This window comes from Albidovulum inexpectatum, from assembly GCF_002927635.1.
In the GTDB taxonomy this organism is placed as follows: Bacteria; Pseudomonadota; Alphaproteobacteria; order Rhodobacterales; family Rhodobacteraceae; genus Albidovulum; species Albidovulum inexpectatum.
This window is the reverse complement of the sequence record NZ_PRDS01000004.1, coordinates 19896-38598: the sequence shown is the minus strand read 5'-3', so window position 1 is coordinate 38598 and position 18703 is coordinate 19896. Positions and strand designations below refer to the sequence as shown.

At 67.7% G+C, this 18703-nt stretch carries 19 protein-coding genes; 7 read left to right on the top strand and 12 right to left on the bottom strand.

All coding sequences use genetic code 11. The features are described from left to right. Complete coding sequence (locus LV82_RS15105; RefSeq protein ID WP_245873107.1) at nucleotides 1-1590, bottom strand: hypothetical protein; 1590 nt, start codon at nucleotides 1588-1590, stop codon at nucleotides 1-3. A gap of 140 nt (nucleotides 1591-1730) precedes the next feature. On the opposite strand from LV82_RS15105, the gene LV82_RS07230 reads away from it, so the two are divergent. Continuing rightward, nucleotides 1731-2627: a ribokinase gene (locus tag LV82_RS07230; protein WP_104070352.1), complete on the top strand. Its 897-nt coding sequence runs from the start codon at nucleotides 1731-1733 to the stop codon at nucleotides 2625-2627. 19 nt (nucleotides 2628-2646) lie between these two features. Here the strand turns inward: LV82_RS07230 and LV82_RS07225 are convergent, their stop codons facing one another. Beyond that, entirely contained in the window at nucleotides 2647-3342 is a 696-nt protein-coding gene (locus tag LV82_RS07225) for a DnaA N-terminal domain-containing protein (RefSeq protein WP_104070350.1), read from the bottom strand. A gap of 536 nt (nucleotides 3343-3878) precedes the next feature. Here LV82_RS07225 and LV82_RS07220 point away from each other — a divergent pair. Both LV82_RS07220 and LV82_RS07215 read left to right on the top strand, forming a co-directional pair. Beyond that, nucleotides 3879-5171, top strand: a complete 1293-nt coding sequence (locus tag LV82_RS07220; protein ID WP_104070348.1) for an AAA family ATPase — start codon at nucleotides 3879-3881, stop codon at nucleotides 5169-5171. Nucleotides 5172-5183: 12 nt separating this feature from the next. Beyond that, nucleotides 5184-6296 carry a ParB/RepB/Spo0J family partition protein gene (locus tag LV82_RS07215; protein WP_104070347.1) on the top strand — a complete coding sequence of 371 codons (1113 nt, stop codon included), beginning with the start codon at nucleotides 5184-5186 and terminating at the stop codon, nucleotides 6294-6296. Nucleotides 6297-6369: 73 nt separating this feature from the next. On the opposite strand, the gene LV82_RS07210 is transcribed toward LV82_RS07215, so the two are convergent. From LV82_RS07210 to LV82_RS15280, 3 genes are all read right to left on the bottom strand, one after another. After that, nucleotides 6370-7260, bottom strand: coding sequence for a recombinase family protein (locus tag LV82_RS07210; RefSeq protein WP_104070345.1), 891 nt, complete (start codon nucleotides 7258-7260; stop codon nucleotides 6370-6372). A 315-nt stretch (nucleotides 7261-7575) separates the two neighbouring features. Beyond that, on the bottom strand, nucleotides 7576-8682 hold the full coding sequence (locus tag LV82_RS07205) for a Hint domain-containing protein (RefSeq protein WP_104070344.1): 1107 nt from the start codon (nucleotides 8680-8682) through the stop codon (nucleotides 7576-7578). A 292-nt stretch (nucleotides 8683-8974) separates the two neighbouring features. Beyond that, complete coding sequence (locus tag LV82_RS15280; RefSeq protein ID WP_170063373.1) at nucleotides 8975-9202, bottom strand: Stf0 family sulfotransferase; 228 nt, start codon at nucleotides 9200-9202, stop codon at nucleotides 8975-8977. Here LV82_RS15280 and LV82_RS14870 point away from each other — a divergent pair. Together LV82_RS14870 and LV82_RS07195 are read left to right on the top strand one after the other, a co-directional pair. Next, complete coding sequence (locus tag LV82_RS14870; RefSeq protein ID WP_170063372.1) at nucleotides 9170-9481, top strand: hypothetical protein; 312 nt, start codon at nucleotides 9170-9172, stop codon at nucleotides 9479-9481. The two genes, LV82_RS15280 and LV82_RS14870, sit on opposite strands and share 33 nt — an antisense overlap. 118 nt (nucleotides 9482-9599) lie before the next feature. Then, complete coding sequence (locus LV82_RS07195; protein ID WP_104070340.1) at nucleotides 9600-10502, top strand: glycosyltransferase family 92 protein; 903 nt, start codon at nucleotides 9600-9602, stop codon at nucleotides 10500-10502. Here LV82_RS07195 and LV82_RS07190 read toward each other — a convergent pair. The 4 genes from LV82_RS07190 to LV82_RS07175 form a co-directional block, all read right to left on the bottom strand. Then, the gene (locus LV82_RS07190; protein WP_104070339.1) at nucleotides 10499-11311 is read right to left on the bottom strand and encodes a glycosyl transferase; all 813 of its coding nucleotides are present in this window, start codon (nucleotides 11309-11311) and stop codon (nucleotides 10499-10501) included. The two genes, LV82_RS07195 and LV82_RS07190, sit on opposite strands and share 4 nt — an antisense overlap. Nucleotides 11312-11386: 75 nt before the next feature. Next, complete coding sequence (locus LV82_RS07185; RefSeq protein ID WP_104070337.1) at nucleotides 11387-12214, bottom strand: hypothetical protein; 828 nt, start codon at nucleotides 12212-12214, stop codon at nucleotides 11387-11389. Nucleotides 12215-12313: 99 nt separating this feature from the next. After that, a complete protein-coding gene (locus tag LV82_RS07180) occupies nucleotides 12314-13078 on the bottom strand; it encodes a sulfotransferase family protein (RefSeq protein WP_104070336.1) in 765 nt (254 codons plus the stop codon). Nucleotides 13079-13088: 10 nt separating this feature from the next. Next, complete coding sequence (locus LV82_RS07175) at nucleotides 13089-13790, bottom strand: sulfotransferase (protein WP_146065138.1); 702 nt, start codon at nucleotides 13788-13790, stop codon at nucleotides 13089-13091. 296 nt (nucleotides 13791-14086) lie between these two features. Between LV82_RS07175 and LV82_RS07170 the strand changes: the two genes are divergently transcribed. Beyond that, the gene (locus LV82_RS07170) at nucleotides 14087-14638 is read left to right on the top strand and encodes a metallophosphoesterase (RefSeq protein WP_104070333.1); all 552 of its coding nucleotides are present in this window, start codon (nucleotides 14087-14089) and stop codon (nucleotides 14636-14638) included. A 60-nt stretch (nucleotides 14639-14698) separates the two neighbouring features. Continuing rightward, a complete protein-coding gene (locus tag LV82_RS07165; protein WP_245873104.1) occupies nucleotides 14699-15751 on the top strand; it encodes a helix-turn-helix domain-containing protein in 1053 nt (350 codons plus the stop codon). Here the strand turns inward: LV82_RS07165 and LV82_RS07160 are convergent. The 3 genes from LV82_RS07160 to LV82_RS07150 are packed head-to-tail and all read right to left on the bottom strand — an operon-like array spanning nucleotide 15739 to nucleotide 18701. Continuing rightward, a complete protein-coding gene (locus tag LV82_RS07160; protein ID WP_104070330.1) occupies nucleotides 15739-16758 on the bottom strand; it encodes a glycosyltransferase in 1020 nt (339 codons plus the stop codon). The two genes, LV82_RS07165 and LV82_RS07160, sit on opposite strands and share 13 nt — an antisense overlap. Nucleotides 16759-16775: 17 nt before the next feature. Beyond that, nucleotides 16776-17765 carry a glycosyltransferase family 2 protein gene (locus LV82_RS07155; protein WP_104070328.1) on the bottom strand — a complete coding sequence of 330 codons (990 nt, stop codon included), beginning with the start codon at nucleotides 17763-17765 and terminating at the stop codon, nucleotides 16776-16778. Between the two features lie 12 nt (nucleotides 17766-17777). After that, a complete protein-coding gene (locus tag LV82_RS07150) occupies nucleotides 17778-18701 on the bottom strand; it encodes a glycosyltransferase family 2 protein (RefSeq protein ID WP_104070327.1) in 924 nt (307 codons plus the stop codon). Between the last annotated feature and the right edge of the window lie 2 nt (nucleotides 18702-18703).

The following is an 18703-nucleotide window of genomic DNA, read 5'->3' as shown; positions in this document are numbered from 1 at the left end:
CTACCTCTTGTGGATCACCAGGACCTGGTCGCGGCGGTCCTTGCGGTAATGGGCCGGAAAGACGAAGACGCCCTGCATGTCGTGGGCCAGGCGGTTCAGCGTGCTCTCGATCCCCGGATCGGGATGGCTGAAGCGGCCGGTCTTCTGATAGGCGCGGAACAGCTCGGCCGTCTTGGGCCAGCCCATCGTCTCCATGTCGGCCGGCTGCCAGCGCAGGTCCTCGATGATATACAGCCCGCCCGAATTCAGCCGCGGGAACAGCTCGGCCAGGGCCAGCTGCTGGTGATGCGAGGCATGCGAGGCATCGTCGATCATGATATCGGCCTGGCCGATCTCCTCGCCCGCGCGGGCCAGCGCGATCCGGTCGCCCATGTCGCATTGGACGAACCGAAAGCGCGGATGGTCGAACCACGAGAAATCCGAAACATCCAGCCCGATGATCTGGGCCTTGGGGAAATATTCCAGCCACATCCGGATCGAGGGCGCATCGCGGGTTTCGCGCCCGGCCGGGTTGCCATGTTCCGGCCCCCCGATCAGCAGGCCCATCTCGACGAAACGCAGCTTGCGCCGGCGGATCGGGCGAAACAGCATTTCGTACAATTCGGTATAGCGATGCTTGCGCGCGCCCTTGTCCGACCCGAACGCATCGGCCAGATCCGTCAGCGTGCGCCAGCCTTCCGGCGCGGCGGGTCTGTCCGCTGCCGAGGGTTTCGGCATTGCCGGGGCGCGGGCCGTCTCTGCGCGCGCGGCGTCGGCCTGCGGCGGCAGCCCCGGCAGGGGTGCGGCGTCCATGTCGATCCCGTGGCGCGCCACCAGCCGGCCGATCAGGCTGTCGGGATGGGGGCGGCCGCCCTCCTTCTCGACCAGGCGCTTGCGCATCCGCCGGCCATAGAAATGGATCGAAACCGTCTCGGGCCGGATCCAGCGCGACAGGTCCAGCCCCGGCTTGAGCATGTTGCGCCGCTCCTTGAACGAGATCGGATACAGCGCCGCGCGCGGCAGGGCGTATTTCGCCTCGCCCGTCTCGTGCAGGAAATGGGTCAGCGCATGGGGCCCCCAGACGCCCCAGGGCATTTCGCCCGCATGGACGGGATTGCCCGCATCGCGCAGGGCTTCAAGCCGCGCGCGCTCTTCGGCGTCGAACCAGGGCGGGATCGCGAATTCGTCAGCGGTGAAGTCCAGAAGCCGCCCCAGCGCCTCGCTGTCCGCAGGCAGGCCCAGCACGCCGCCATTGATGTGGTGATCGGATTCCCAGCCAAAGAAATGCCCCGTTTCCGTCCGAAAGGGCGCGCGGCAATAGGCATCGGTATCGGCCCAGATCGTGCGGTCGCATTTGGCCAGCAGGTGATAGCGGAACAGGTCGGAATGCAGCGCCGGGCTGCCGGTGCGTTCATGCTGCAGGAACCCCGTCCGGGGCAGGATCTGCGCGGCATCGGCGGCCTCGATCCCCTCGGGGATGTTGGGCACGGGGCCATAATGATACAGCGTGACATGGTGCCCCGCGTCGCGAAAGGACACCAGGCACAGCTGGTCCAGCCAGCTCAGCGGTCCCTCCATCCACAGCGCGGCGATGCGATACTCGTGACTCAAGCGCCTGTTCCTTCCCCTCTGGTTTGCGGCCAAGATGCCGGGGGTCGCGCGCCATTGCAACGCCCGATCCGCCCCCCCTTTACCCCGGCGCGCGGGGGCGGCATTCTGCGCCCCTGCAGACGACAGGCTAAGGGGATGGGATGATCCGCGTTCTGGGCTCGATCAACATCGACATCACGATGAAAGGGGCGCGCCTGCCCGGCCCCGGCGAAACGGTGCCCGCGACGCACCATTTCCTGGCGCCCGGCGGCAAGGGCGCCAATCAGGCGCTGGCCGCGGCGCGGGCCGGTGTGCGGGTCGCCATGGCCGGCGCGGTCGGGCGCGACAGCCATGCGGATCTGGCGCTGGCCAATCTGCACCAGGCCGGGATCGACCTGGAGGCGGTTGCGCGGCTCGACGAACCCACCGGCGCGGCGCTGATCATGGTGGCCGAGGACGGCGAGAACGCCATCATGGTCCATCCCGGCGCGAACGGGCGGGTCGATGCGCTCTTGGCGCGCGCTGCCTGCATCGGGCTTGGACCGCATGACGTTTTGCTGTTGCAACAGGAAATACCCCGGGCCGCCGTGGCCGAGGCCATCGCCGCCGCGCGCAGCGCCGGGGCGCGGTCGATCCTGAACATCGCGCCGCTGAAGGACTGGACCGAACAGGTGGCGGCCGAGGCCGATATCGTCATCGGCAACGAACACGAACTGGCCGGGCTGGCGCGCGCAATCGGCGCGCCCGACGACAGCCCCGAAACCCTTGCCGCGCGTCTGGGCCGCATCGTGGTGGCCACGCTGGGCCCCCGCGGCGCTCTCGCCTGCGCACCGGGCCAGCCCCCGGTTTCGGCCCCCGCCCCCGTCGTCGAGGCAATCGACACGGTCGGCGCGGGCGATGCCTTCTGCGGCTATTTCGCCGCGGCGCTGGCCGAAGGCGCCCCCCTGCCCGATGCGCTTGGGCTTGGCGTGGCGGCGGGCAGCCTGACCTGCACCCGCCCCGGGGCCCAGGCCGCGATCCCCGCGCGCGCCGACGTGGACCGATTGTGCAGCGCCTGAATACAACCGGCCACCCCGGTCAGGCGATCACCCGGACCTCGCGGATCGAAGGGTCCTCGCGCCGCAGCGCGCGCATCAGCCGCTCGCGCAGGTTGGACTGGACATAAGTCGCATGAAAGCGCGTCGGCGCGGCCAGCGTCAGACAGCCCTCCTCCTGCCCGATCTCGGTCAGCGCATGAAACCACGCGCCATAGATCGCGGCATCCTCGGCATGCAGCCGGGCCTGCACGCGCGCCCACAGCCCCCCGTCCCTGTCCGGCGAGGGCACCGGGCGCAGCGGCACGACATTGGTGGGCGCACCCCCCTGCCCCGCTTCGGCGCCGCGGTCGCGGCCGGTCATCCGTTCGACGAAATCCTCTCCGATCAGCGGCCAGGCCGGGCGGGTATCCTCCATCATCCGGTTCAGGTCGATGCCATAGCAGCTGACACGCCCGCGCGCGCCCTGCCGTTTCAGCACCAGCCAACCCTTGGCGCGCAGCCGCGCCATCTCGCGCTTGACGGTTCGTTCGTCCACCGACCACAGCCGCGCGATCTCGGCCTGGCCCATGGTCAGTTCGTCGCGCTGCCAGTTATAGCGCGTGGTGATCAGCGCCATCAGCCGCATCACCTGGCGCTGGACATGCTTGTCCTGGGCCAGCGCAAAGGCCATCAGCGCCGAGAGGATGTCATATTTGCGCGATGCCGCTTCGCGCCCGACGGGCCGGGCCAGCTGCATGTCACTCTCCTGTTCCTTGCCGCGACCGGCGCGCAGATCCCTGCCGGACCCGTTTGCGTGACCCCGATCGATTCTGCCTCTGGGCCTGGGCCTTATGACCTTCTTGGCTGAAAGAGTGGTTAAGTCAACGTTCTTTCAGCAGCCAAGGCCATTAGCGTCCAGTTTTTCGATTCTGTCAAGCAGCCGGCCACCGGGCCCGGTCCCCTGACCCCAAACCATTTCGAAGAAAAGGGTATCAATGGTATTGGGGGCCATCCTGAGCGTCCCCTATTGGCGGCTTTTTGTCCCCCAATATGTGGCGTGGCGCGATCTGGTGTCCCCCTAGATCGGCCGGGCCCGCGCCCGATTCGCCATGGTGGGGCGATTCGGCCTGTCCCCTGCCCCGTCCGCGCGAATCGGGCCTGATTCCATGGGCCCGGCACGGCCTTCCCTTCCCCGCGGGGAAGATCGCTTTCACTATATATTCCCTTTTGCACTTTTGGCAAATTCGGCGTATTTCAAAAACACAACAGAATTTACGTTGCGGAGCGAGGCAGATGTACACGCATGAAGACCTGTCAAGATTGCAGGCCCAGTCGCTGAAGATGCAAAGCTGGATCCGCCAGCAGACCTTCAGCCCCGAAAGCCGCAAGACCCTGCGGCGCTTTTCCTCGTGGGAGGTGTCCGAACTGATCTTCAAGATCAACCAGTCCACCTTTCGCGGCCGGCTGGCGGCGGAACCCGACCTGCCCGGCGGCGAGGTCGAGCCCGACGGGCGTCAGCGCTGGTTCTCGCTGGACGAGATCAACGAGCTGCGCCGGCGGATGAAGATCAACCGCAAGTCGCTGATGCCGCCCCGGCCGGCGGGCAAGCGCGCCTTCCGCGTGGCGGTGGCGAATTTCAAGGGCGGCGCGGGCAAGTCCACCGTGGCGCTGCACTTCGCCCATGCTGCGGCGCTGGACGGCTATCGCGTGCTGCTGGTCGATTTCGACCCCCAGGCGACGCTGAGCCATTCGATGGGCCTGACCGACGTGGCCGAGGATTACACCGTCTGGGGCATCATGGCGCGCGACCTGATCCGCGAAACCGACCGGATGAACGCGGCCTCGGTCGCGGCGGCCTCGGGCACCGCCCTGCCCCGCCGCCAGATCCCCGCCTCGATCCGCGATCTGGGGCTGGACAAGCTGCGCCACGGCGACTTCATCAAGCCCACCGCCTGGTCCACGATCGACATCATTCCGTCCTGCGCGAACGCGGCCTTCGTCGAATTCGCCTCGGCCCAGTATCGCCACCTGAACCCGGAATGGTCGTTCTTTGCCGCGGTGTCGCGCTATCTCGACGGGCTGCCGGACGAGGATTACGACCTGATCATCTTCGACTGCCCGCCGGCGATTGGCTATCAGTCGATGAACGCGGTCTTTGCCGCCGACATGCTGTATATCCCTTCGGGGCCCGGCTATTGGGAATATGACTCGACGACCAGCTTCATCGGTCAGCTGGCCGAGGCGCTGGAGGATCTGGCCGCCTTTGGCCCGACCTTCCCCGCGGGGAAGATGTCGCTGCCCAAGGCATTCGTCGATATCCGCTTCCTGATGACCCGCTATGAGCCGGGCAACGACCTGCACCGTGCGATGTTCGAAGCCTTTCGCAAGGTTTTTGGGGCACATGTCGCGCAGAACCCGATCGAGATGACCCGCGCGGTGGAACAGTCGGGGCGCTTCCTGTCGTCGGTCTACGAGATCGATTACCGCGACATGACGCGCGAGACCTGGCGCCGCGCCCGGGCCAGCTTTGACCGGGCCTACGAGGAATTCAAGGGCAGCGTGATCGCCGCCTGGGACAAGATCTAAGGAGGGCGCGACATGAGCAAACGTCGCCGCATGTTCGATATCGACATTCCCGAAGAGGCCGTGGCCCAGCCGCCCGAGCCGCGCATCCGCGGCTTTGACCCGATGCCGCCGGGCCTGCGTCGCGGGCCGATGGCCACCGCGATTGCCGAAACCGCCGACGCGACCCGCCAGCGGGCCGAGCTGGAAGCCAAGATCCGCGCCGAGAACGACGCGCTGGCGCATGAACATGTGCGCCTGAAGCGGCTGGGACTTGTCGCGGAACTGGTGCCGGTGGACCGGATCGATTCCTCGAAACTGGTCCGCGACCGCCGTCTGGGCGAAGACGAGGAGCTGGCCGAGCTGATCCAGTCGATCCGCGAGATCGGCCTGTCGAACCCGATCCGGCTGGAATCGACCGAGGATGGCCGCTTCGAGCTGATCCAGGGATATCGCCGCCTGACGGCCTATCGCCGGCTGCTGGAGGAGACGGGCGACGCCGAACGCTGGGGCGCGATCCCGGCCATGGTCAGCGCGCCGGGCGAGGGGTTGGAGGCCCTGTATCGCCGCATGGTCGATGAAAACCTTGTGCGCAAGGACATATCGTTTGCCGAAATGGCGATGCTGGCGCTGGACTATGCCGCCGACCCGGAGACCGAAGAAAACGATCCCGATCGCGCCGTGGCGCTGTTGTTCAAATCGGCGGGATACCAGAAGCGCAGCTATATCAGGGCCTTCATCCCGCTGGTCCGGGCGTTGGGGTCGCAATTGCGCTTTGCCGAACAGATACCGCGGTCCTTGGGGCTGGCGCTGGCCAAGCGGCTGGACCAGGGCGAGGATCTGGCCGCGGCCTTTCGCGCCGAAACCGCCGGGCAGGGCGCCTTGACCGCCGATCAGGAGCTGGCGATCCTGCGCAAGCTGGCGGGCCAGGACCAGCCCGAAGCGGCCCCTGCGCCCGCGCCAAAGGGCAGCACGGCCAAGCCCGCGCGCGCCAAGACCAGCTTTCAGTTCGATCGGCCCGAAGGGCGCGGCAAATGCGTTGCCGCCAATGGCAAGCTGGAAATCCAGTTGCCGGTGGACTTTACGACGATCGACCGCCGCCGGCTGGAACAGGCTGTGCGGCAGATGTTGCAGGTGCTGGACGACTGATCTTCCCCGCGGGGAAGGTCGCATCAGCGGGGCGGGCCGATGGCCTGCCCCTTTTTCTTCCCCGCGGGGAAGGTCAGCCGCCAGCCAGCAATCCCGCGCGTTCGGCCCGTTGCAGGATGACGCGCACCGATGACGGATACCACCTGGCATGGCCGCGCGGCGTCGCGATGCGCATGGATTCCAGCCTCTGGGCGATCTGGGCCAGCGTCATGTCCGGGTTGGCGCGGCGCAGCCCGGCCACCAGCACCAGCAGGCGATCGTCCCCCGACCGGCGCGGCGCGCGGTCCAGAACCTCGGCCGGCAGCAGGCCGTCGCGCACATAGCGCCGCGCGGCCCGGATCAGCCGGGCTTGCGTCCATTTGCGCGCGCCGTCGGGCAGGCGGGCATTGATGGCGCGCACCACGTCCTGCCAGGGCAGGTCGGGGCGCATCCGGCGAAGCTCGGGCACCCAGCTTTCGGCCTCATCGGTGATGCGGTTGAAGTAGCTTTCGTCGCGTGCGCGGCGCAGTTGGGCGATGGCCTGGGGCTCGCGCGCCTTCAGGCGGGGATTGCCGCCCACGCGCCCCCGCGCCCGCGCCGCTTCCAGCCCCGCCAGCGTGCGTTCGCGGATCAGCGCGCGTTCGAACTCGGCCGCCGCGCCCAGAACCTGCAGCGTGAAGAGCCCCTGGGCCGAGGCCGTGTCGATCGGGTCCGACAGCGAACGGAACCACGCGCCGCGCCGTTCCAGGCGTTCGAGGATCTGCAGTAGATGCGACAGCGAGCGCGCAAGCCGGTCGATCCGCACCACGACCAGCGTATCGCCGGGGCGGATGCGCGCCAGAACCTGTCGCAGGACGGGCCGCGCCCGATCCGCGCCCGAGGCATGTTCGATCTCGACCCGCGTGCAGCCGGCGGCGCGCAATTGCGCCACCTGCGCATCGGTCGTCTGGTCCAGTGTCGAGACGCGGGCATAGCCGATGAGCATGGGGCAGGGGACCCGTGACGATGAAATACAATTTCATATGCTATCATGAAACGATGGATTGAAAACGGGTTTCACTTGCATCGGAGATGCGCCAGACCCTTTGCCGGCCGGGCGCGCGGCCCATGGGGCAGGGGGCATGGGGCCCGGGCAGGGGCGCAGGCCGGGCTGTCGGGCGGGGCTGTCGCGGGAAATCCGATGTAATGCGCAAAATGTGTCAATCATGCACACAAGGCACGACAAGGCATTGCGCAGGCGCAGCTTTTGCAAAGGCCATGGAAAAGACAGAACCGGGGGGTTACGCGCCCGTGGCGCGCGTCAGACCGAAATCCTCACAGCGGACCCAGCAGCGCGGCGCCGCGGGGGCGCGGACAGGGCCGCGACCTCCCACCGGCGCAGGATCGGCCGCGCGGCTTTCTGCCACGGCGTGCCGCCGGGCTGGCCCAGATCGGGAATTGCCGCGCGCAGGCCGGCCCGCATCGCGGGCGGGGCGCGGTCGCAGATCATCGGGGCCAGAAGCAGGCTTTCGGTCGCGGCGCCCTCGGCCAGCAGGATCTCGTGCCGGTCAAACAGCAGGTGGATATATTCCACCGCCTGGATCGGGTCCTGGGGCCGTGCCCAGGGCAGGTGGGCGGCAGCGGCCAGGACCTCGGGCGCGCTGAACAAAAGGTCGCACAGGGGGCCGCGCAGCAGCATCCGGTGATGGGGCGACACGATCAGGTCGCGTTCGGGCAGACCGTTCCCCATGCTGCCCCGCGGGATGACGACCGGCGTGAAATGTGGCGCGGCGCGCAGCTGGGCCGCCGACAGGCGGGTGCGCAGCGCAAGCCGGACGGGGCAGGGGCCATGATCCAGCGTCAGGACAAGATCGCCCGCGCGCAAGGTTTCGACCGGGCGCGGCCCGTCGGGCGTAGCGATCCGCGTGCCGGGCGTGAAGCAGGGCGCGACATGGTCCACGTACTCGAAATTCGTGTCATTATGCCTCGGCCCCTCGGTTGCCGCGACGACGGTCAGTGGTTTGTTGACTGGCGGCCAGGCCCCGTCCGGTCCGATGAAGGCCAGACCTTCGATGGTGCCGTAGGAATTTTGGGAACCGGGTTCGCGCACGTTGAACGCGACCACCGTATAGGTGTTGCCCGTGGCGGCATCCAGCAGGGTCAGCTTGTATTCGGATTCGACCCGGGTTCCGTCGGCATAGGTGATGCCGTCGATCGTCTGCGCGCCCGCAAGACCCTGATTCCCATCATTGTCGGCAAAGACGGGGTCGTCGTCGCTGATCTGGACCTTTTCCCAGTTCGGGGCGTTCAGGGTGATCGTCTCTCCGACCAGGTGCGAACCGTCGCCCTGCGTGATCCCGTCCAGCGTCTTGCCGCCCGAGACGGAGATGTTCGATTCGCCCAGAATCCACAGATTGTAGTTTGGCATCGGCCCGGGGTCCCCTTCTGACGGTCGGCGTGGAAAGCGGCATGCGCGATGCGACCATAGCGCATGAACGCGTGCGGGAAAATGGACATGACATGACGTCCGGCAAGGCGTCGGGGATATCGCCCGGAACCTGGATCGACTTCTGCACGGTGTCAGAGCCGGCGGCCGGCCTTAGCCAGTATCATGCCGCATAGAGGCCAAGGGCTGTACCTGGCTTGCGCGGGAACGAGCGCCCGCATCTGGGGCTACCGAAACCGGGGCAGACGACCAATCGAAACCGTCATGTCCTTCGTCAGACATGAAGGCTAAGTGAGCAGCTGTAACTGCGCCCAATCAGGAACAGGCACCGCGCGATCTGATGGAAGTCGTATTCGGGTTTCCGCTTCGCGTCGTGGCGCGCGGTCCATTGATCGCTTTGAAGTGCGCGGGAAAACGAAATGGCCTGACGCAATCTGTCGTTTCGGGTCAGGGTGATCAGGGCGACGTCATGACGTTCGCGGCACCAGGCGATGAAATCCATGCCAAAGGCATCCTGCATCTCATACAGGTGGCTTGGAAAGATCTTGACGAAAAAGCCGGCACATCCCTGGCTGGATCGTTCCAGGGCCGTTTCGAAACAGGTCGTGGCATCTACGGCTTCCGGTTCCAGCCCCAGCTGCCTCTTGTCCAGCCATTCTTCGGAATTGCCAAGCTTCGCGTTGCGCGCAAGAGATCCCAACCAATTCGAACCGCTTCGACGTTCCGTCAACAACAGAACACCCTTGCGCCGGCTATTCATCCTGTCCTCGCATCAACATGATCGTGTTTTCTGATGCCCTGTCAGATCGAATCCGCCGGTTAAAGGCAAACCCCCCACATTGCCCCGTTCCACCCGCTGCGCTAAGGCAGGGGCGAAGGCGGGCCGGTCAGGGGGCGCGATGCTGCGGAAACTGCTTCAACGGGCGAAGATATCGAAGCTGGGCCTGGCCACGCCGCGGCCAAGGGCGGGGCGGCATGGCATCGCCATCGCCGCGATCATGCGCAACGAGGCGCGCTTTGTCGCCGAATGGGCGCGCTTTCACCACGCCGTGGGCGTGCGGCATTTCATCGTCTACGACGATGCCAGCACCGATGGCACGCCCGACATCCTGCGCCGGACGCTGCCCGACGGGGCGCTGACCATCCTGCCCTGGGCCCAGAGGCTGAGCGACATCCGCCTGGGGCGCGAGATCCACAACCAGGTGCTGGCCTATGCCCATGCGGCGGGCAATTTCGGCCCCGACTTTCGCTGGATGGCCTTTATCGACGTGGACGAATTCCTGGTGCCCCGGCGCGGCGACAGCCTGACCGAGGCGCTGGCGCCGCTGGAGGACATCCCCAATGTCTCGTTGCCCTGGCACATGTTCGGCTTTTCCGGCCACGATCAGCCGCCGCCGGGCGGCGTGCTGGAAAACTATGTCATGCGCGCGCGCGACCCGATGAGCGACGCGCCCGGCATCCGCGCCTTCAAGATGCTGGTCGATCCCTGCCGCCTGACGGCCCTGCGCATCCATTCGATGGAGACCGACGGAAACGACGCCACCTGGAACGATGCCGGGCAAAAGGCCAGCCTGTCCACGCGCGACCGGGCGGATTTCTATTCGACCGCTTCGGTGCAGCTGAACCATTACTACACCCGATCGCGCGCGGATCTGGAGGCCAAGATCGCGCGCGGGCCGAACCTGGTGGCCAAGCGCGACGAATATCGCCGCAAGGTCATGCGGACCGTCAACAGCATCGAATCCGACCTGGTCGAGGACACCGCCGCGCGCGACCTGGCCCGGCGGCTGGGCCTGTCCTAGGGATCGTCGCGCCAGGCGTTTTCGACCCATTTCGCGGGCAGGATATAGTGGCGCATGTGGCGAAACAGGCTGCCTTCGCGTTCGCCGCGCAGGCCGGCTTTCAGGTGGTCCCAGCGGCTCATGTGGCGGTGGCGGGCGTTCCAGCGCCCCGCGATCGCATCGGGCGGGTTCAGCCCGCCCGGGAAGATCACGATCTTCGTGCCGCGGGGCAGTTTCGGCGGCGCGATCAGGTTCACGGGGAAGGTGCGGACGCAGTGCCACTTGAAGGTGCGCACCCAGCCGCGCGGCCAGAAGCGGACGCCGCCCGGCGCGCGGCGGGTCACGAAGCGCTGTTCAAAGACATAGCGTTCGGCCACGCCCTGCGGGTCGGCCAGGAATTCCTCGCGCAGGGGGGCGAGCTTGCCCACCGGAAAGCGATAGACCGAGGTCTGGCCCAGCCTCTCGAACGGCGTGTTGGGGTTGCGCGTCAGGATCACGTCGTCGGGCGCGCCATAGGTGAACATGTCGTCCAGGTTGCCCGTTACCACCACGTCGAGATCCAGGAACAGGACCGGTCCCGACAAGCCGCCCAGATCGGCACTCCACAGACGCGACTTGCCCCAGATGCCCTGCCTTGTGCGTGGCAGCTCGCAGCCCAGATCCGGCAGCGGCATGGCCCGGATCGCGGGGTTCAGCCCCTGAGCCGTATCGGTGAAGCAGTAGAAGTCGAAGGGCGGGGTGATGTTGCGCGCGACCATCGCATACAGGCGATTGACGTAATCGACCCCGTACTTGTTGCCCCAGCGGATGCAGATGATCTGTTTTTTCATGCCGATGCCTTGTGATTGCAGTCGCGCGCCTGTCGCTCTGACCCTTGGGAAAGGATTTCCGGTTCCGGCCCGCGCCTAGCCATCCTTGCGCACGGTTGCCGAATTCGGTGCGAACAGTTCGGGATGGGCGCGAAACAGCCGCGTCAGCATCCGGTACTGGCCCCTGCGGATCTTGCCGGTCTCGTGGATCAGGCGAAGCAGCTCGACCGCGGCCAGCGGCAGGCTTTCGTTTTCGCGCGGCGGCTTGACCAGTTCGGCGATGCGTTCGGGCGAGACGCCCGCCACGTCCAGCACGCGGCGGCCCAACAGGCGGTTCTCGCCGATCTCTTCGGCCATGTCGATCACATGCAGCCGGTCCCCCAGCAGGACCCGGAACTGCTCGATCAGACGGCGCGGGGCGTCCAGGTCGGAATGGTCCCGCGCCCAGCTGTCGAAGTCGGTCTTGACCCGGCGCATCTTGAAGGCCTGGTTCCAGGCGCTGCGCTGCCAGGAGTTCGGCTCGCGCCGATAGATGACATATTGCACGTCATGGCCAGACAGGGCCGCATCCAGATGTGCAAGCCACCTGTCGTAGTGCAGCCGCTCGGGCGAATCGAACAGCCTGCCGGATTCGATGCCGATCAGATTTTCGTCCGAGATGATCAGGGTGTCGAAAGACATCGCGTCGATCTTGCGCACCATTTCGCGCAGGGCGATTTCACGCCGCAGCTTCCACCACGGGAACCCGCCGCTGCGGCAGTATTTCAGGGCGTATTTGCGCAGCCGGTAGGTCAGGTCATCCTTGGCCGAGACGCGGATACCGTCGCCCAGCCGGTCATGGTTGGCGGCAAGCAGGCTTTGGATCGTGGTGCTGCCCGTCTTGGGCAGGCCAAGATGGATGACAATGCGGCGCCTGGTGGTCATATGTGTTCCCTCGCAGTCAAAAGCGGGCGGGTTCCGTGCCCGGAATAGCCCGGAAGCCGCCCCGGCGACAGATCAAACCGGTCCCCCCCGGCCCAGGCTTCAGAACGCATAGCCAAAGGCCTTGATTTCGGGCGCATAGAGCCGTTCGACGATGGCGGCGGTTTCGTCGTCATACATCTGGCTGTAATGCGGCCTGTCCTTGCCGGCGGCGCGGGTTCCGCCCTTGGCCCGCGGCAGCCAGCCGTCCCATGCGATGCCGATCTGCTCCAACGTGCGGCCAAGGTCGCGCGTCAGGTTCTCGTACCGGATGACGTGGTGGCACGCGATCTGCCCGTCGATCGTGTATAGCGGCCAGTTGTCGTGAAACGCGACCGGAACGATGCCGCCTAGGTCGTCACCAGCCGCCAGCGCTCGCACATAGGTGGCGAAATCCGGTGGGTTCCGCAGCCCCTTGATGCGCCAGAAATAGTCCGAGACGGTCTTGTCCCACGGGTTTCGGACGACGCAGAACCGGGTATGGGTGGCCCATTCCCCGGGAAAGACCCGCGCCACGGTCGCCGCGGGGCTGTGCGGCGGCTTGCGCCCCAGCCTGCCGCGATAGGCGTGGTCGATGGCGCGGGTCACCGCGCGCCCGTATTGCCGCGTGCCCAGCAGGCGAAACAGCGGCAGGGTTCCCTTCATCTGGCGGTTCGCCTCGCGCAGGACCCGCGCGGTCAGGGGGATGCCCTCGCGCAGGGTTTCGACAATGGCGCTGAGCTGAAGGTCGTCCGGCCCCAGGTAACGCGCAAGCGCGACCGAGATCGAGCTGCCCGCCGTCTTGCGGTTGTGCAGGAAGATGAAGCGATGACGGTTGCTGATGATCATGGACCACCCCCTATCTGAAGAAGCGGGGGCGCAGATGGGCGTTCAGCTTCTTGGCCAGGCGCATCAGCGGGCCCATGCGGCGGCCGCGGCTGCGGCCGATGTCGTGAAAGGCCGCGGGGTCCAGGCGATAGGCGGGCAGGCGCGCGGCCAGGTCCCGGGCGCTGTCGCGGTCGAGGTCGAATTCGATGTAATTGTCCGGCTTGTCGGCCATGAAGGCGCGGACCTCGGCGATGTGGCTGTCCCATTCGGCGCGCCACTGGTCCTTCAGCGTCTCGATATCCGACAGGCCGCGCGCGGCCATCTCGCGGCGCGCGAATTCGCCATGGCCATGCTTGAGCCGCGAGGCGATCCATTGTTCGCGGTCGCGCAGGTTCAACAGCAGGATCGTGTCGGGATAGTCGCGCAGGATCTCGCGAAAGGCGCGGGCGCCGTCCCAGGTGCTGCGTCCGTCATTGTAGATCAGGTCGCAGTAGAAGGTGTAATCCTCGGCGCTGTGAAAGACCGGGCGGCCGGCGGCCAGGTTGTCGCGCATCACCTTGCCGATGCGGCGGGGAATGGGCCAGCGGTCGCGGATCTTGTGGTGGATGACCCGATGGCCCGCGGCGCGGAACAGCTGCGCCAGAGAGCGCGTGCCGCATTTGTTGAAGCCGATCGCGACGACCCGGGGCAGGTTGCCGTGCCGGGGGTCGGTCTGGTCGGGTCTGTCGGTCATGCGCGGGGCCCCTTGTTTCATGCGCGCCGTTCTAGGCCATTCCGCGTGCGGGGCGCAATCGCGCAGTGCCGACCGGCCGTTTCGCGGCCGTTGACATCGTCCCGGTTCGCGCGGAATATCGCGGCCATGACGAACGGGCAGCGCATCATCCGCATATGACCGCCTGACCCCGCAAGCGCGGGGGCGGTCGCGTGCTGCCTGAAATCCCTGCCATTCCGACATGCCGGTCAAGGGCCTTGGCGGGCCGCAGCCCATCCCCCGCGTCGTCTGACGATTTCCAGCGACAGGAGGACACCATGACCCATATCTACACGGCAGATCTGCATCTGGACCATGCCAACATCATCCGGCTGTGCAACCGGCCCTTCGATTCGGTCGAACAGATGCAGGCCCATTACCTGAAGAAGCTGAGCCGCCGCGTGCGGCCCTGCGACGATCTGTGGGTGCTGGGCGATTTCGCCTTTGGCAGCAGACGCAGCCAGCCCGCGCTTGCCGCCTTTCTCGATCGCATTCCGGGGCGCAAGCACCTGGTGCGCGGCAATCACGACAGCAAGTGGGTGCTGGGGCTGGGCTGGCATTCGGTCCACGACCTTGCCGAGATTCACGATGCGGGGCGCAGGGTGGTGCTGTGCCACTATCCCCTGGTGACGTGGAACGGGGCGCATGGCGGCGCAGTCCATCTGTTCGGCCATGTGCATGGCGCCACGCCCGGCTGGCGCAACTGTGTCAATGTGGGCGTGGACCTGTGGGACCATGAACCGGTCGATATGACCCAGATCCTGCCACGGGCGGGCGCCCTGCCGCCCAACGCGATGCTGTCCGGCGGGGCGCGGGCCGAGCCGGCCTGAAGGCGGGGCTCTGAACGCGGGGCCTGTGGCGCGGCGCGCGGGGCTGCTATGGTTGCGGCCATGACGCAGCGCGATGACGACATGACCGGTCAGATGTCAGAGGAGCCGTGGTTCCTGCCCGGCCCGGCCGAACCGGCGCCAGAGCCCGACCCGCTCCTGCCGGGCGCGTCGCGCCAGCCGGGGGAATCGGACATCGTGGCCGAATGGCTGGCGGCGCAGGCGGCGCTGGCAATGCCGCTGGCCCGGCTGGCCCAGCGGCTGGGCGCGCTGGACGAACGGCTGGCGCGGGGGCCCGAAGGCTGGCGTCACCGGCTGGCGTTGATCGAGGCGGCCGAGCTGGGCTGGTTCACCGGCGACCGCATCGCGCCCGATCGGCTGGCGCTTTGGGTGGCGCTGCGCCTGTCGGGCGTGCAGGACGACATGGCCGCGCTGACCCGCGCCGCCTGGGCGGTGCGGCGGCTGACCGGCGGCCCCGGCCCGATGGAGGGGCTGGCCGACTTCCTGGGCCGCCGCGACCCGCGCGAGATGGCGCCCGGCGCCGAAAGCCTGTCGGACCGCGCCAGCGCCTGGGCCGGGATGATGGAGGCGGCGCGGGCCCTGCACCCGATCGCGCGGGCGGCGATGGGGTTCCATCTGTGGGCGCTGGCCGGTCTGGACAACCCCGGCGACCGGCTGGAGGCCGCCGTGACCGCCGCGCGCATCGCGGCGGAGGAATGCCGCGGCGCGGTCTTTGCGCCCCTGTCGCTGGGCGGGGCGGGGGCGCTGCGCGCCTCGGGCCCGGTCGAGCAGCGCCTGCGCCGCTGGATCGAGGGGATGGAGGATGCCATCCGCGCGGCCATGCGGCATCTGGACGACATTCAGACCTGGCAGGCGCGGGCGCAGGACCAGATCGCGGGCCTGTCGGGCCGCACGCCGCCCGCGCTGGTCCGGGTGATGGTCGAATGGCCGCTGGTCTCGGCCCCCATGGCCGAGAAGCTGACCGGCGCCAGCCGTGCGGCGGTTCAGCGCAACCTGGCCTGGATGCAGCGCGCCGGGCTGATCCGCGAGGTCACCGGCCAGGGGCGCTTTCGCATGTGGCGCGCGCGGCTGCGCGCCCCGGTTCAGGCGACCTGAGCGCGGGGCTGTTCGGCGGCCTGATCCGCGCCGGTCAGGCGGTCCAGAAGCGTGGTCCATGCGGTGACGAAATCCCGCGTATGGCGCGCGATGTCGGGCCGTGGCGCGGGGCTGACCTGGCCCGCGACCAGCCGCGAAAGCGCCGCGGTCCAGCCGTTTTCGGTATAGGGCATGACCGGGACCGCGCCATCGGCGACCTGATCGCGCAGCCCGTCATGCGGGGCGACCAGAACCGGGCGACCGGCGGCGCGGGCCTCGCGCGCGACAAGGCCATAGGCCTCCCACCGCGAGGGCATGGCGACGGCATCGACATTGGCCATGGCCAGGACCGGGTCCGACAGATGGCCGACAAAGCGGATGCGGGGATCCTGGCCGGCCAGTTCCTGCAAAGCCGCGCGTTCGGGGCCGTCGCCATAGAAGATCAGCCGCAGGTCGCGGTCGGGCAGGGCGCGGAAGGCCGGGATCAGCAGGTCAAAGCCCTTTTGCCGGTCAAGCCGCCCGATCGCCCCGATCCGGCGCGGCGGGCGGACGGGATCGGCCAGTTCGGCAAAGCGGGACAGGTCCACCATCGGGGGGATGACGCTGGGCGTGCCATGGATCACCAGGTTGCGCTGCGCCATCCAGTTGGCCTGGTCGCGGCTGACCGCGACGACATGGTCGAACAGGGCATAGGCCACGCGCAGTAGCGTCATGAAGCGATCGACCTTCGGCACGTTCAGCGCGGTGAACTGGCGCGTATAGGAATGTTCGACATGGACGATCTTCTGACGCGCATGGGTGGCGCGCAGCGCGACCAGGGCAGGCAGGTTGCGCCAGCTGATCGACAGGTGCGAAACGATCACGTCGGCCGGGATGCGGCGCAGGCCAAAGGCCCCGCGGCGCACGACATGCATCTGGTGGTCGGCATGGCGCGCCATGTCGGGATTGGTGCAGATGAAGTCCAGAAGGCGCATCACGCCCCCGGCGGTGGTGTCGTCGACAAGATGGGCAACTTTCAGTCGGGTCATGGCAATCTCCGTCGGGCTCAGCCGTTCGAGCGGCTGGCAAAGAGGTTCGAGGCACGGCGCAGCGGGGCCGGGCCGACAAGGGCCAGAAGCTGGGCGGCGGTCTGGGTGGTCAGGGTCTTGAGCGGTTCCTCGACCCAGGGGCGCAGCGAGGTCGCGTTGGCCCGGCGCATCAGCGCGCGCGCCGAGGCGCCGTCCAGGTCGCTGATCGCGCGGCGCGCGAGATAGCGCAGCTGGTAGGCCCGCGCCGCGGCTTCGTGGCGGGCAAAGAAATCGGGGGCCAGCGGGCGCAGCTTGGTGACCATCCGTTCCCACGATTCCAGCTGGCGTTCGGTATTGGCCGACAGGCCGCCGGGATTGACGCGATACAGCGTCAGGTCGCCGCGCACGCCCTCGATCCGCCATTCGGTGGTCAGGGCAAGGCGCAGCCAGCATTCGATATCCTCGGACTGGCGGAAGGTTTCGTCGAAGACCCAGTCGCGCGCGGTTTCATGCGTCGGGCGCCAGGCGATCTGGGCCAGGGCCGCACGCCGCATGACGGGGGACGAACCATTGCCCACCGGGTTGCGCTTGAAGACATGGGCCGGGGTGACGCCGCGCAGGCGCGGGCGCTGGCGGTGGCCTGTCGGGCGGCCCGCCGCGTCGATCAGAACCGAGCCGGAATAGCTGAGGCCCACCATCGGTTCGGCCAGCAGGTGATCGACATGGGTTTCCAGCTTGGTCGGTGCCCACATGTCGTCGGCGTCGCAAAAGCCGATGAATTCGCCCGCCGCCGCGGCGATGCCGCTGTTGCGCGCGCCCGCCAGGCCCCGATTGGCCTGGTGGATGACGCGGATCCGCGCATCGTCCCGGGCCAGGCGTTCGGCCAGCGCGCCGGTGTCGTCGGTCGAACCGTCATTGACGATGACGATCTCGAAATCGCGGAAGGTCTGGGCGCGCAGCGAGGCGATGGTCGCCGGCAGCGTTTCGGTGCAGTTGAAGGCGGGAACGACGATGGTCGCGCGGGGCATGGGGGACCTCTTTCAATGGCTGAACAGCGCGCGGCGCAGCGGCCGCGGCAGGAAGGGGGCGGTCAGGGCCCCGATCGCGGTGGCAAGCCCGCGACGCAGCGGTGAACAGAACGCGCGCGCATCCGTGCGAAGACCCTGCAGGGCAAGGCGCATGGCCTCGGCCCCGCCAAGGTCCAGCCGCAGCGCGCGCCGCGCGAGATAGCGCAGATAGACGGCCTCGGCCGCCGGGTCGGGTTCGTGGCCGAAGCGGCGCGCCGTCTGAAGCGCGCGCGCCCGGCTTGCGCGCATCGCGGGCAGATCGGCCGACAGCCCCCCCGTGGAGGCCCGGTACCAGACCTGCAGCCGGTCGATCCCCCGGATGCGCGCGCCACCGCCCACCACGCGGATCAGCCATTCCAGGTCTTCGTTGTGCACCATGGTGGTGTCAAACCCGCCCGAGGCAACAAAGACAGCGCGCCGGATCGACAGGTTCGACATGGTGCAGACGGGATTTTCGCCCAAGAGCATCGGGATGGTCAAAGGCCCGGGCGGCACGGTCGAGAAGCTGCGCGCATCCTCGGGCATCTTGTGGAAGAACGCGATCCTGCCAAAGCAGCCGTCGGTCTGCGGATTGTCCAGCGCGGCGGCAACCTCGGCCAGCTTGGTGGGCGACCAGATGTCGTCGGCATCGCAAAAGGCCAGGATCTGTCCGCGTGCAAGGGCAAGCGCGGCGTGGTTGCGCGCGTCGCTGGGCCCCTTGCCCGGATTGGCAACCGGCCGGATGCGCGGATCGGTCTGCGCAAGCCCTGCCACGATCTGCGGCGTCGCATCGGTCGAGCCGTCATCGACCACGATGGCCTCCCAGTCGGGGAAGGTCTGGGCGGTGATGGAGCTCAGCGTCTGCGCGATCGTGTCGGCGGCGTTCCAGGCGGGCAGGATGATCGAGACATGCGGCATCG